This window comes from Jatrophihabitans sp. sgz311053 (genome assembly GCF_056135305.1).
Window position 1 is genome coordinate 1,552,959 of record NZ_JBWAXP010000001.1, and the last position, 12,775, is coordinate 1,565,733.

General features: G+C 72.1%; 14 protein-coding genes. All 14 read left to right on the forward strand.

All coding sequences use genetic code 11. The features are described 5' to 3' along the window. Window positions 1-63 precede the first annotated feature (63 nt). The 14 genes from AC0NZQ_RS06845 to AC0NZQ_RS06910 all read left to right on the forward strand — a co-directional run bounded on the left by AC0NZQ_RS06845 (window position 64) and on the right by AC0NZQ_RS06910 (window position 12,757). Entirely contained in the window at window positions 64-1,224 is a 1,161-nt protein-coding gene (locus AC0NZQ_RS06845; protein WP_474528934.1) for a hypothetical protein, read from the forward strand. Beyond that, complete coding sequence (locus AC0NZQ_RS06850; RefSeq protein ID WP_474528935.1) at window positions 1,221-1,718, forward strand: DUF1697 domain-containing protein; 498 nt, start codon at window positions 1,221-1,223, stop codon at window positions 1,716-1,718. The genes AC0NZQ_RS06845 and AC0NZQ_RS06850 overlap by 4 nt, the downstream gene beginning before the upstream one ends. Window positions 1,719-1,872: 154 nt before the next feature. Then, window positions 1,873-2,697, forward strand: a complete 825-nt coding sequence (locus AC0NZQ_RS06855) for an amidohydrolase family protein (protein ID WP_474528936.1) — start codon at window positions 1,873-1,875, stop codon at window positions 2,695-2,697. Between the two features lie 24 nt (window positions 2,698-2,721). Continuing rightward, window positions 2,722-3,252: an MSMEG_0572/Sll0783 family nitrogen starvation response protein gene (locus AC0NZQ_RS06860; RefSeq protein WP_474528937.1), complete on the forward strand. Its 531-nt coding sequence runs from the start codon at window positions 2,722-2,724 to the stop codon at window positions 3,250-3,252. A 2-nt stretch (window positions 3,253-3,254) separates the two neighbouring features. Beyond that, a complete protein-coding gene (locus tag AC0NZQ_RS06865; RefSeq protein ID WP_474528938.1) occupies window positions 3,255-4,313 on the forward strand; it encodes an MSMEG_0568 family radical SAM protein in 1,059 nt (352 codons plus the stop codon). 5 nt (window positions 4,314-4,318) lie between these two features. Next, window positions 4,319-5,728 (forward strand): MSMEG_0567/sll0787 family protein, encoded by a 1,410-nt coding sequence (locus AC0NZQ_RS06870; protein ID WP_474528939.1) that lies wholly within the window; start codon window positions 4,319-4,321, stop codon window positions 5,726-5,728. After that, window positions 5,725-6,564: a carbon-nitrogen hydrolase family protein gene (locus tag AC0NZQ_RS06875; protein WP_474528940.1), complete on the forward strand. Its 840-nt coding sequence runs from the start codon at window positions 5,725-5,727 to the stop codon at window positions 6,562-6,564. The genes AC0NZQ_RS06870 and AC0NZQ_RS06875 overlap by 4 nt, the downstream gene beginning before the upstream one ends. Next, window positions 6,561-7,799 carry an MSMEG_0569 family flavin-dependent oxidoreductase gene (locus tag AC0NZQ_RS06880; RefSeq protein ID WP_474528941.1) on the forward strand — a complete coding sequence of 413 codons (1,239 nt, stop codon included), beginning with the start codon at window positions 6,561-6,563 and terminating at the stop codon, window positions 7,797-7,799. Before AC0NZQ_RS06875 ends, AC0NZQ_RS06880 begins: the two co-directional genes overlap by 4 nt. Further along, a complete protein-coding gene (locus AC0NZQ_RS06885; protein WP_474528942.1) occupies window positions 7,796-8,626 on the forward strand; it encodes a carbon-nitrogen hydrolase family protein in 831 nt (276 codons plus the stop codon). Before AC0NZQ_RS06880 ends, AC0NZQ_RS06885 begins: the two co-directional genes overlap by 4 nt. After that, entirely contained in the window at window positions 8,627-9,736 is a 1,110-nt protein-coding gene (locus AC0NZQ_RS06890; protein WP_474528943.1) for an MSMEG_0565 family glycosyltransferase, read from the forward strand. It abuts the gene before it with no gap. A 50-nt stretch (window positions 9,737-9,786) separates the two neighbouring features. Next, a complete protein-coding gene (locus tag AC0NZQ_RS06895; protein ID WP_474528944.1) occupies window positions 9,787-10,164 on the forward strand; it encodes a DUF485 domain-containing protein in 378 nt (125 codons plus the stop codon). After that, window positions 10,161-11,804 carry a solute symporter family protein gene (locus tag AC0NZQ_RS06900; RefSeq protein ID WP_474528945.1) on the forward strand — a complete coding sequence of 548 codons (1,644 nt, stop codon included), beginning with the start codon at window positions 10,161-10,163 and terminating at the stop codon, window positions 11,802-11,804. Before AC0NZQ_RS06895 ends, AC0NZQ_RS06900 begins: the two co-directional genes overlap by 4 nt. A gap of 176 nt (window positions 11,805-11,980) precedes the next feature. Next, window positions 11,981-12,532 carry a DoxX family protein gene (locus tag AC0NZQ_RS06905; protein WP_474528946.1) on the forward strand — a complete coding sequence of 184 codons (552 nt, stop codon included), beginning with the start codon at window positions 11,981-11,983 and terminating at the stop codon, window positions 12,530-12,532. Window positions 12,533-12,583: 51 nt separating this feature from the next. Beyond that, entirely contained in the window at window positions 12,584-12,757 is a 174-nt protein-coding gene (locus AC0NZQ_RS06910; RefSeq protein WP_474528947.1) for a hypothetical protein, read from the forward strand. Window positions 12,758-12,775 lie beyond the last annotated feature (18 nt).

The following is a 12,775-nucleotide window of genomic DNA, read 5'->3' on the forward strand; positions in this document are numbered from 1 at the left end:
CGATCCGGGAGTGTCAGTCCCGCTCAGCGGGACTGGCGCTCCCGAATCGTGAAGACTTCGGGCGTGAGCAGACCTGAGGTGGAGCTGGTGCCGTACGCGCGGTTCGGGGCGGACTTCCGTCGCCTGGCCGTCAGCGTCGAGCGGGTCACCGCGGCGCTGGCCTCGCTCGCGCGCCGGGAGCTGCGCTTCGGGCCGTACTCGCCCATCCCGCTCACCAGCCTCGAGGCCGGAGGTCGGCTGGGCACCCCGCAGGTGCGTCTCGCCGACCCGCAGCTGCGGTCCTTCGCGGTGACCGTGCCTGCCACCCTGGACCTCACCGTCAAGCTCGGCGCCGTCTCGCGGGTGCAGGCCGAGCTGGAGATCGACCTGCTGCTGACGCCCCGTCCCGCCGACCGGCTCTTCCTCTACATCGATGCCGCGCCGGTGCGGGCGGCCGACGTGCGCATCCGGGTCCGCGGCCGCGGCCTCGGTGCCGCCGTGAGCGGAGTCGTCGGCGGCCTGCCCGGGGCCGTCACCGACGAGGTCCGGCGGCAGGTGGCCAAGCAGATCACCAACGTCCTGCGCGGGTCGTCCTCGCGGCAGGCGCGCACCATCGACATCGCCTCCCGGATCGACGGCTCGCCCCGGCGTCCCGCGCCGACGGCACTGCGCTGGGTGGACGACGGGGAGTTCGGCCGCCAGTTCGTCCGCCGGGCCGTCACCACCGAGCGCGTCACCAGCGGCTTCGGGTCGCTCGCCGGCCGGACGATGGAGATCGGACCGCTCAGGGTGGGGCCGGGCGGCATGGCGACCGTCCGGGCCACCGGCACCGTCGACCTGCCGGCGGTCACCCCGCCGGCGACCGGCGCCGCCGAGCCGACCTTCACCGTGGTGCTGCCGCTGCACCTCGACCTCGGTGTCGAGCTGCTCGGTCGCGTCCACCGCTACCGCGCCGAGATCACCGCGCAGCTACGTGCCACGCCGCGGCCGGCCGACGCGGTCCGCATCGTGATCGACATCCCACCCGTCGAGGCCGCGGACATCACCGTTGCGCTGCAGGCCGCCGACAACCTCGCCGGGATGCTCGGCCGGGCGGGCAAGATCGAGGAGCAGATCGCCGCGCAGGTGCAACGGACCGTCAACGACCAGATCGCCGCGGCCGATGCGCGGGTGGTCGACGTCGGGGCCATCGTCTCCGGGGCGGATGCCAAGGACGAGCCACGCCCGCGTCCCATGCCCTCGTGACCGCCGCGCTCGCCCTCCTGCGCAACCTCAACCAGGGTCAGCGCGGCAACCCCGACACCGCGCAGCTCGCCGCCGCCTTCGTCGCGTCGGGCGGGCGGGAGGTGAGGACGGTGCGCGGCAACGGCACCGTCGTCTTCGTGGCCGACGATCCGGCCGGCTGCACCGCGGCCGCGGTGGCGGCACTCCGGGCGGAGTCGCCCTGGGATGACGTCGGCCACGTCCTGGAGCTGGCGGCCGTGCGCCTGGCGCTGACGGCCGTCCCCGAGGACGACGCGCGGTGGGAGTTCAGCGCCCTCGGCGCCGGCCCGCTGCCCACGCTTCCGCTCGTCGGGCGGCGCTGCGAGGTGGTCGCCGCCGGGCCCGGCTGGGCTGTCTCGCGGAACGAGCGCGACCGGGAGAGCTTCGCGACACCGACGTTGGAGCGCGCGCTGGGGCGCCCCGTCACCTCCCGCGGTGTGACGACGGTGCGGCGAGCGCTCGCTGCTCCGGCATGAGAGATCGAGAGCGGATACGCGGGCCGCAGCACTCGGATCTCCTCTCGGTCGGCGGCGCACGTGTCGCTGCGCTGAAACATCGGCGCTATATCGGACACGCGGATTTGTTCCGAAAGTAACCATCGGTGAAACGCCGGCGGCCTTGACTGGTCCCATGCCAGCCGGGGTGAACGACGCGCACCGCCATCTCGGGGTGCTGCCGTCCTGGCCGTTCTACGGCGGACCGCCGGTGAACCCCGACACCACCGCGCGGGCCACCATCGCTGAGCTGATCGCCGACCTGGACCGCGAGGGCACCGAGCGGTGCCTGGTGCTGCCCAACTACGGCGTGCCGGAGGTCGCGGAGTCCTTCGCCCTCAACGAGCTGGTCATCGAGGCGGCGCAGCACGACGACCGCATCCGCGCCGGACTCTTCGTCTCGCCCCGGCCGCAGGACGCCGACCTGAACACCACGGCGCTCGCCCTCGCCGGCGAGGAGGGTGTCCGTGCCCTCAAGACCACCTTCCTGCTCGGCGGCTCGGCGACCGACCCCGACTGCCTGCTCCAGCTCGACCGGCTCTTCGCGGCGGCGCGCGACCACGACCTCACCGTCCACATCCACACCTCGCCGGGCGCGGCGTCGGACATCGACCAGGTCGGGACGCTCGTGGAGCGCTACGCCGACGACGTCCGACTGCACCTGGTCCACCTCGGCGGCGGGATGAGCGGGCACATCAAGCTCATCGGCGGCCGCTTCTTCGACTGGATCAGCGCTGGCAAGCGGGTCTACACCGACACCAGCTGGGCCATCGGCTTCGCCCCCCGCTGGCTCGCCGCCGAGATCGACGCCCGCGGCCTGGGCGCCGACCGAGTCCTCTTCGCCAGCGACGAGCCGTGGGGGGACTGGACCGGGGAGCACGCCCGGCTGGCCGCCGCGGCCGGCGACGGGGAGTTCGCCCGCCACGCCTTCACCGACAACTTCGATGCCCTCTACGGCTGACCCATCCACCACCAAGGAGATCGCATGACCACCACCATCGCCGACCCCACCGTCGCCGAGAACGCCGAGAAGTCCCGCGAGGAGATCCCGCACCCGTCGCTGGCCAAGGGCAGCAACCTCTACGGCGGCACGAAGGTCTTCCCTGACTACCAGGCATCGGAGGGGCAGGCGTGGTTCGGCCTCGTCCACGCCATCGCCCACGAGTCGTCGGTGAGCTTCGTGGCGATCCTGCAGGCGACCCGGGCACTGCGCAAGGGCTTCGAGTCCGCGCTCTACTTCTACGGTCCGGGCGCGATCAACTGCAACGCCAACCGCGGCTTCCCCACCACCGGTGACGACGCCTTCCCCGGCGAGACCAACATCAACAAGGCGCTGGAGACCTTCATCGCCGAGGGTGGCACCGTCTACTGCTGTCGGTTCGGGATGGCGCTGCACGGCATGCGGGAAGAGGACCTCATCGCCGGGATCATCCCGACGCACCCGCTGGACGTGCAGGACGCGGTGATCCACTACGCCAACAAGGGCGCCATCATCCAGTCCAACTTCCTGCTCTGATCATGACGAGCACCTGCCTGCGAGCCGAGCTCGCCGAGCACGGCGTGGCGGTGGACGCGCCGGTCCACCGCCGCGCCGGGGCGGGGCCGTCCGACGACGGTCACGTCCTGCTCGGCGGTGTCGGGGCGGCGCTGCCGATCGTGCCGACGAGCAAGTACCGGGTGCGTGGCGGTCGCCTCATGCTCGGTGGCGCAGACCTCGGTCTGGACGTCGAGCCCATCGCCCGGCCCGCCTTCTACGACCTCGCCACCGCCGACGGGGTGCCGTACGAGAAGATCGCGCGGCTGCACGGCAAGGACGTCCTGGCCACCACCGTCGTCCAGACCTGCATCCGTTACGACGAGGCCGAGCGCTGCCGCTTCTGCGCCATCGAGGAGTCGCTGGCGCAGGGCAGCACCACCGCGGTCAAGACCCCGGCGCAGCTGGCCGAGGTCGCCGAGGCGGCCGTCCGGTTGGACGGGATCCGGCAGGTCGTCATGACCACCGGCACCTCCAACGGCCGGGACCGGGGGGCACGGCACCTCGCCCGCTGTGTCGCGGCAGTGGTCGCGGCCGTCCCCGGCCTGCCGGTGCAGGTGCAGCTCGAGCCGCCGGCGGATCTCAGCACGATCGCCGAGCTGCGGGAGGCGGGTGCGGCCAGCATCGGCATCCACGTCGAGTCCCTGGACGACACCGTCCGCCGTCGCTGGATGCCCGGCAAGGGCTCGGTGCCGATGGCCGAGTACGAGGCGGCGTGGCGCGAGGCCGTCCGGGTCTTCGGGCGCAACCAGGTCTCGACCTACCTCATCGTCGGCCTCGGTGAGGACCCCGACGAGCTGGTGGCCGGGGCCGGGCGCCTCATTGACATGGGTGTCTACCCGTTCGTCGTCCCGTACCGCCCGATCGCCGGGACACTGGCCACCGATGTCGACCGGGTGCCGGCGCCGCCGTCGTGGCTGGTGGCCGACGTGACCGCTCGGGTCGGGGAGCTGCTGGCCGCCGCCGGTATGCGCGGCTCCGAGCAGAAAGCAGGCTGTGCGGCCTGCGGTGCCTGCAGTGCGCTGTCGACGGCGGGCGGGTGAGTGCCGTGACCGAGGTACTGGGTGCCGTGCTCATCGGGACCGATGTCGCCACGCCGCCGCGCCGGGGTGTGACCGTCGAGGTCGCGGCGGAGCGGGCGGCGCGTGAGGACTACCGGCGACTGCGGCAGGAGGCCTTCGTCGTCGAGCAGGGGCTCTTCGCCGGCAGCGACGGTGACGACATCGACGACGATCCCCGGCTGGTGGTCCTGGTCGCACGTGACCTGGCCGGCCACGTCGTCGGCGGCGTGCGGCTGGCCCCCGCCACCACCCCGGACCTCGGCTGGTGGCACGGCTCGCGACTGGTCGTCGCGCCCGGCGTCCGCGGCGCGGCCGGCGTCGGGTCCGCGCTCATCCGCGCGGCCTGTGCTCATGCCGAGCGGCTCGGCGCGCTGCGTTTCGAGGCCGACGTGCAGGCAGCGCACGAGCACCTCTTCGCGCTGCTCGGCTGGCAGTCGCGGCACCCGGTGATCCTGGCCGGCCGGGCGCACGTCCGGATGCGGTGGCCGATCGAGCGCTTCGCCGCACAGGCGCGGGCCACCAAGTCCCCGCTCGGCGCGCTGCTGCACGGCCTGAACCCGGGCGGCGCGGGTTTCGTCGGCGACGACGGTGCACCCGTGCCCGGCAGCGATCTGGTCGCCGCCTGCGACGCCATCGTCCCGGCTCTGGTCGAGCGCGACCCGGAGTGGGCAGGGTGGTGCGGCGTCCTCGTCAACGTCAACGACCTCGCCGCGATGGGCGCCGATCCCGTGGGGCTGCTCGACGCCGTCGGCGCGCGTGACGCGTCGTTCGCCGCGCGGGTGCTCTCCGGGATCCGGGCCGCCGCCCGCGCCTGGGACGTCCCTGTCCTCGGCGGGCACACCCAGTTCGGCGTCCCCGCCGCATTGAGCATCACCGCCCTCGGCCGCACCGATCACCCGGTGCCGGCCGGCGGTGGCCGTCCCGGCCATGCCGTCACGCTGACGGCGGACCTCGCCGGTAGCTGGCGACCGGGTCACACCGGACGGCAGTGGGACTCCACCACCTCCCGCCGCACCGCCGAGCTGCAGGCCATGGGTTCGGCCGTTGCGCGCAGCCGTCCTGCCGCGGCCAAGGACGTCAGCATGGCCGGCGTCGTCGGCACCCTCGGCATGCTGGCCGAGGCGAGTGGCTGCGGTGCCGTGCTGGACGTCGCGGCGGTCCCGACCCCCGCCGACGCCCTCACCGCCGACTGGCTCGGCTGCTTCCCCGGCTTCGGCATGCTCACCGCCGACCACCCCGACGCCCCGGCCGTCCAGGCCGGACCCGCCGTCAGCGCCCGCTGCGGCGACCTCGTCACCGGGGCCGGCGTGGCACTGCGCTGGCCGGACGGCGAGACCACCCCCGGTGTCCCGGCCGATGTCACCGGGCTCGGACCCGCGAGCGGAGGAACCTCATGACCCTCACCGTGGCTGCGGTGGCCGACAACTTCGGCCGCGACCTCGAGGCCGCTTTCGCGCGCATTCGCGTCATCGTCGCCGAGGCCAGAGCACGGGGCACGCGCCTCGTCGTCCTGCCCGAGGCGACACTCGGCGGCTACCTCGCCGACCTGGGTGGCGGGGACGTCCCGTTGCCGCCCGCCCTCGATCTGGACGGGCCCGAGATTGCGCAGCTCTGCGCGATCGCCGGTGACGTCGTGGTCACCGCCGGACTGTGCGAATCCGACGGCGGCACCCGGTACAACACCGCGGTCGCCGTCACCGGCGACGGGGTGCTCGGCGTGCACCGCAAGGTCCACCAGCCGCTGGGGGAGGGTGCCTCCTACGCCGCCGGTGACCGCTTCGCCGCCTTCGACACTCCCGTGGGGCGGCTCGGCATGATGATCTGTTACGACAAGGCGTTCCCCGAGGCGGCCCGGGCGCTGGCGCTGGACGGCGCCGAGATCGTGGCGTGCATGTCGGCATGGCCCGCGGCCCGGACCAACGCCGCGCCCGACCTGGCCGGAGACCGCTGGACTCGTCGCTTCGACCTCTTCGACCAGGCTCGCGCGCTGGAGAACCAGCTGCTCTGGGTCTCGGCCAACCAGGCGGGCTCCTTCGGCTCGCTCCGTTTCGTCGCCAGCGCCAAGATCGTCGACGTCGGCGGCGACGTGCTGGCCACCACCGGGACCAGCGCTGGCGTCGCCTACGCCGACGTGAATCTCGACGACATGCTGCAGCGGGCCCGCGGCGGTGGGATGTTCCACCTGCGTGACCGCCGTGCCGATGTCTACGGACTGGCGGGGGTGGGGGCGTGAGCGTCGAAGCCCACGACGTCGTCGTCGTCGGCGGCGGCCAGGCCGGTCTGGCCGTGAGCTGGTACCTCACCGGCAGCGGGGTCGACCACGTCGTCCTGGAGCGTGACACCCGGATGCACGCGTGGTCCGACCAGCGCTGGGACACCTTCTGCCTCGTCACCCCGAACTGGCAGTGCCGGCTGCCCGGCTACCACTACCGCGGTCCCGACCCCGACGGCTTCATGGTCGGCAAGGAGGTCGTGGCCTGGCTCGACGGCTACGTCGCCTCCTTCGACCCGCCGCTGCGCGAACACACCACTGTCACCTCCGTGCGACTGAGGGCCGATGGCGGCTTCGACGTGGAGACGTCCGTCGGGGCGATGCGGGCAGGTCAGGTGGTGGTGGCGACGGGCGGTTACCACCGCCCCGCCGTCCCGCGCGCCGCCGAGGCGCTCCCGGCCTCGGTGGTGCAGCTCCACTCCTCGGCCTACCGCAACCCCGAGCAGTTCCCGGCCGGACCGGTCCTCGTGGTCGGCACGGGTCAGTCCGGCGCGCAGATCGCCGAGGATCTGCTGCTGGCCGGCCGAGACGTGCATCTCGCCGTCGGGCGGGCACCCCGCTTCGCCCGGCGCTACCGGGGACGGGACGTCATCGCGTGGATGCAGGACACCGGCCATTACGACAAGCCCGTCACCGACAAGCCGGTCGCCGAGCGGACGCAGGACCGCACCAACCACTACGTCACCGGCCGCGACGGCGGGCGGGACATCGACCTGCGGCGTTTCGCGACGGAGGGCATGACGCTGCACGGCCGGCTCAGCGGGATCGACGACGGTGTGCTCCGCTTCGCCGACGACCTCGAACGCAACCTCGACGCCGCGGACGCGGTGTACAACGGCATCAACCAGCTGATTGACGACCACATCGCCGCCCGCGGCATCGCCGTGACCGAACCGCCCTCACGCTACGAACCGGTATGGCGACCGGACGGCTACCGGGGCTCGCAGCTGAGCGGAGCCGACCTCGCCGGCGTGGTGTGGGCGACCGGTTTCACCCGCGACTACAGCTGGCTGCACGCCCCCGTCTTCGACGGGGCGGGACATCCGCAGCACCTGCGCGGCATCACCCCGGTGGCCGGCCTCTCCTTCGTCGGACTGCCCTGGCTGCACACCTGGGGATCCGGCCGCTTCGCCGGCATCGAGCGGGACGCCGAGCACGTCGCGCGTCACGTGATCGAAGCCGTCGCGGCACCATGACGGCGGTACGGCTCGCCGCCGCGTCGGCGCACTTCGGACGCGACCTCGCGCGGTCGCTGGAGCGGATCGGCACGGCGATCGACGCGGCGAAGAAGGTCGACAGCTCGCTGCTGGTGCTGCCACACGCCGCGCTGGGTGGCTACCTGGCCGATCTGCGGTCACCGGATCCGGACGCGCTGCCGCCGGCGTTGGCTCCGGATGCGGAGATCTTTGCGCAGATCTGCGCCATGGCCAGCGACCTCGTGGTCTGCCTGGGCTACTCGGAGCTCTCCGACGGGCAGCGCTGGAATGCCGCCGTCTGCCTGCACGGCGACGGCGTGCTGGGTCGGTACCGCAAGGTCCATCAACCGCCGGGGGAGTCGCTGGTCTACTCGACCGGCAGCGTCATCGAGGCGTTCGACACGCCGGTCGGCCGCCTGGGCATGCTCATCGACTACGACAAGACCTTCCCCGAGGCCGCCCGCACCCTGGCTCTGGACGAGGCCCGCGTCATCGCCTGTCTCTGCGCGTGGCCGGCCAGCCTGACTCAGCGCGCGCCGCGCATGGCGCAGGACCGGCAGTCACGGCTCTTCGACCTCTACGACTGCGCCCGCGCCGCCGAGAACCAGGTGGTGTGGGCCTCGGCGAACCAGACCGGGACGCTCGGTGGACTGCGGTTCCTGGGGCAGTCCAAGATCGTCGGACCCGGCGGCGAGGTACTGGCCCGGACCTGGGCGAAGGCCGGTCTCGCCGTCGCCGAGCTCGACGTGGACGCCGAGATCGCCCGGGCCCGCCTCGTCCTGCATCACCTGCGCGAGCGCCGCCCTGACCTGTACGCGGAGAAGTGAGTGCGGATCGCGCTGCTGACCTACTCGACCCGTCCCCGGGGCGGGGTGGTCCACACGCTCGCGCTGGCCGAGGCGCTGGCGGCGCAGGACGTGTCGGTGGACGTGTGGAGCCTCGCGCGGGGCGGCGACACCGGCTTCTACCGGCCGGTGGATCGGTCGGTCGGGATCCGGCTGGTCCCCTTCCCTGACCGGGCCGGGGAGAGCGTGGGCGCGCGCATCCTGCGCTCCATCGACGCGCTGCGGGCGGCCGTCGACCCGGCGGAGTACGACCTCGTCCACGCCCAGGACTGCATCAGCGCCAACGCCGTACCGCGCTGCGTGCGGACCGTGCACCACCTCGACACCTTCACCACCCCCGAGCTCGCCGCCTGCCACGAGCGGGCTCTCGTCACCCCGTTCGCGCACGTCTGCGTCTCGGCGGCGGTGGCCGGCGAGGTCCGCGCGGGATGGGGCATCGAGGCCACTGTGATCCCGAACGGCGTCGCCGCCGAGCGTTTCGCCGGCGTCCCCGCCGTCGAGCGGGACCGTCGCCGCGACGAGCTCGGGCGCTACGTCCTCGCTGTCGGCGGGATCGAACCGCGCAAGGGCACCCTGGACCTCGTCGAGGCCATGGCCCTGCTGGCCACCGCTGACCCCGGACTGCGGCTGGTGATCGCCGGCGGAGAGACGCTCTTCGACTACCGGGACTACCGCGACCGGGTCTTCGCCCGTGCCACGGAGCTCGGCGTCGAACCGGTGGTCCTGGGGCCGGTGGCCGAGGACGATCTTCCCGGTTACGTCGCGGCGGCCGCCGCCTTCGCCTTCCCGTCGGTCAAGGAGGGCTTCGGTCTGGCCGCGATGGAGGCGCTGGCCGCCGAGGTACCGGTGGTGATGCGGGATCTGCCCGTGCTGCGGGAGGTCTTCGACGGTGCCGTCACCTTCGCCGCCGACCCCGCCGGCATCGCCGCGGGCCTGCGCGAGGCCACGTCCTCGCCGAACCGGCACGCTGCCGCCGGGACGGCACTGGCCCGACGGCACAGCTGGTCGGCCGCCGCCACGGCGCACGTCGCGCTCTACTCCCGGCTCCTGGAAGGCCGCCGCCCGAGGGGGTCACAGCTGCAGCACAGCTAAATACGGTGCATTGCAGTGATCTGGCTCATACCCGGTCATGGGAGGCAGCGGTGCCCGAACCCGTCGTCAGCGGTGCGAAACGGTCTCCGGAGCCTGCTCCGGAGACGTACGTCGACGTCGCTAATTCACCCGAGTTCGATGCGCTGCGGCGCACCTTCCGGCGCTTCGTCTTCCCGATGTCGGCGCTCTTCCTGGGCTGGTACCTGGTCTACGTCCTGCTCTCGAACTACGCGGTGGAGTTCATGTCCACCGAGGTCTTCGGCAACGTGCACCTCGGCCTGCTCATCGGCCTGCTGCAGTTCGTCTCGACCTTCGCGATCACCATGGCCTACCGGCGCTGGGCCGATCGGAGATTCGACCCCGCCGCCGAGGAGCTGGCGCGACGGGTTCACCTGCCCGAGTCGGCCGAGGGCGAGGCGGGCCGATGAGGGCCGAGGCCGCCGTCACCGCTGCCGAGATCGGCGAGCCCGGCGTCAACATCACGATCTTCGCGGTCTTCGTCGTGGTGACGCTCGTGATCGTTTTGCGCGTCTCGCGCAAGAAGGCGGGGGCGAGCGAGTTCTACGCCGGCGGGCGGAACTTCACGGGCCCGCAGAACGGCATCGCGCTGGCCGGCGACTACCTCTCGGCGGCGAGCTTCCTCGGCATTGCCGGGGCGATCGCACTCTTCGGTTACGACGGCTTCCTCTACTCCATCGGCTTCCTCGTCGCGTGGCTGGTCGCGCTGCTGCTCGTGGCCGAGCTGCTGCGCAACACCGGCCGCTTCACCATGGCCGACGTCCTCTCCTTCCGCCTCGCCCAGCGCCCCGTGCGTGCCGCCGCCGGACTCTCGACGCTGGTCGTCAGCCTCTTCTACCTGCTCGCGCAGATGGCCGGCGCCGGCGGGCTGGTCGCGCTGCTGCTCGGCATTGAGGACAAGGCCGGTCAGGCGCTGGTGATCGCCATCGTCGGCGTGCTCATGATCGGCTACGTCCTCGTCGGCGGCATGCGGGGAACCACCTGGGTGCAGATCATCAAGGCCGCGCTGCTCATCGTCGGTGCCGCCGTGATGACGGTCTGGGTCCTCGGCAAGTACGGCTTCAACATCAGCGAGCTGCTCGGGGCGGCGGTGAATGCGGACGGCAGCAGGGGTGAGGCGCTACTCAACCCGGGTGCGCAGTACGGCCTGAGCGGACTGTCCAAGCTGGACTTCCTCTCCCTCGGGCTCGCGCTCGTCCTCGGCACCGCCGGGTTGCCGCACGTCCTGATGCGCTTCTACACGGTGCCCTCGGCCAAGGAGGCCCGGCGGTCGGTGGTCTGGGCCATCTGGCTCATCGGCATCTTCTACCTCTTCACCCTCGTCATCGGCTACGGCGCCGGGGCCATCGTCGGTCCGGAATCGATCGCGGGCGCCCCCGGCAAGGCCAACTCCGCCGCGCCGCTGCTGGCCTTCGAGCTCGGCGGGACCTTCCTGCTGGGGATCATCGCCGCCGTCGCCTTCGCGACCATCCTCGCGGTCGTCGCCGGTCTGACGATCACCGCGAGCGCGTCCTTCGCCCACGACATCTACAACAACGTGATCAAGCGTGGCCAGGTGAGCAGCGCGGGCGAGGTGCGGGTCGCGCGCATCACGGTGGTGGTGATCGGCATGGTGGCCATCGCCGGCGGTATCGCGGCCAACGGTCAGAACGTCGCCTTCCTGGTCGCGCTCGCCTTCGCGATCGCGGCCAGCGCCAACCTCCCGACGATCCTCTTCTCGCTGTTCTGGCCGCGCTTCAACACCCGCGGCGCGCTCTGGAGCATGTACGGCGGACTGGCGTCCTGCCTGATCCTCATCGTCTTCTCGCCGGTGGTCTCGGGCAAGCCCGCCGGTCCGGACGGCAAGAGCACGTCCATGATCACCGACCCCGCCGTCGACTTCCACTGGTTCGGTCTGGACAACCCCGGCATCGTCACCATCCCGCTCTCCTTCCTGCTGGCCGTCGTGGGGACGCTGACCAGTCGCTCGGCCTCCACCCGTGAGAAGGCGGCCGAGATGGAGGTCCGCAGCCTCACCGGCGCCGGCGCGGAGAAGGCCACCGCGCACTGACCGCCGGCCGACGGTTGTGGCGGCAGAGCGCCGTATCCGAGCCGCTGCCGCCACAACCGGAGCGCGGGGCTGTGTGACATGTGTGCAAAGCCACCCGGACCGATATGAACCGGACGGAGCCGGCAACCGTGTCCTTGATTGAGTGTTCAGCCATTCGACCAAGGAGTGACTCCCTCATGACCACCTCCGTCAGCGATCGCCCGATCAGCGAGACCTCCGCGAGCAGCACGTCTCGCAGCACCGCCACCACCACCGATGTCGGCCTGCTCGTTCTCCGGGTCGCCGCCGGCCTCGTCTTCATGGCGCACGGCGCGCAGAAGCTCTTCGGCTGGTTCGGCGGAAACGGGATCGACGGCACCGCCAAGTTCTTCGCCTCGGCCGGATTCGAGCCGGGCACCCTCTTCGCCGTGCTCGGCGGCCTGGCCGAGTTCGGCGGCGGCTTGCTGCTCGTGCTCGGCCTCGGCACCGCGCTGGGCGGGGCGTCCCTCATCGCCACCATGGCCGGTGCCGCGTCGGTGGCCGCCGACGGTGCGAACAACGCCTTCTTCAGCCAGGACAACGGCTACGAGTACCCGCTGCTGCTCGCCCTCGTCGCGCTCGGGCTCACCCTGACCGGGGCGGGTCGGCTCTCCCTCGATGCCGGCCGGCCGTGGGACTCCGCCCGGCTCCGGCTCGGGCTCGCCGGTGCCGGCGTCGTCGCGGCGATCGTCACCGTCCTCGTTCGCTGAGGCATTGATCGGGGTACCGCCTTACGAGCACCACCGACACTGGAGGCAGTAATGGCAGAGACCAAGAAGGCCGGCGACGGTATCTCCGACGAGGAGATGGTCGAGCAGGTCAACGAGCAGACCTCGAGCGACGAGAAGTGGGCCGACGTCTCCAAGCGTGAGGCCGACGGCATCACCACCGAGACCGAGCTGGCGAAGGCCGACGCCGACGAGCTCGAAGGCTGATCGTCTTCGCACCACCTG

Excerpts from the sequence above, each read along its gene's own strand:
- AC0NZQ_RS06860 (WP_474528937.1), top strand. The coding sequence starts at position 2,722 with ATGACCACCACCATCGCCGACCCCACCGTCGCCGAGAACGCCGAGAAG.
- AC0NZQ_RS06875 (WP_474528940.1), top strand. The coding sequence starts at position 5,725 with ATGACCCTCACCGTGGCTGCGGTGGCCGACAACTTCGGCCGCGACCTC.
- AC0NZQ_RS06865 (WP_474528938.1), top strand. The coding sequence starts at position 3,255 with ATGACGAGCACCTGCCTGCGAGCCGAGCTCGCCGAGCACGGCGTGGCG.
- AC0NZQ_RS06885 (WP_474528942.1), top strand. The coding sequence starts at position 7,796 with ATGACGGCGGTACGGCTCGCCGCCGCGTCGGCGCACTTCGGACGCGAC.
- AC0NZQ_RS06900 (WP_474528945.1), top strand. The coding sequence starts at position 10,161 with ATGAGGGCCGAGGCCGCCGTCACCGCTGCCGAGATCGGCGAGCCCGGC.
- AC0NZQ_RS06905 (WP_474528946.1), top strand. The coding sequence starts at position 11,981 with ATGACCACCTCCGTCAGCGATCGCCCGATCAGCGAGACCTCCGCGAGC.
- AC0NZQ_RS06855 (WP_474528936.1), top strand. The coding sequence starts at position 1,873 with ATGCCAGCCGGGGTGAACGACGCGCACCGCCATCTCGGGGTGCTGCCG.
- AC0NZQ_RS06910 (WP_474528947.1), top strand. The coding sequence starts at position 12,584 with ATGGCAGAGACCAAGAAGGCCGGCGACGGTATCTCCGACGAGGAGATG.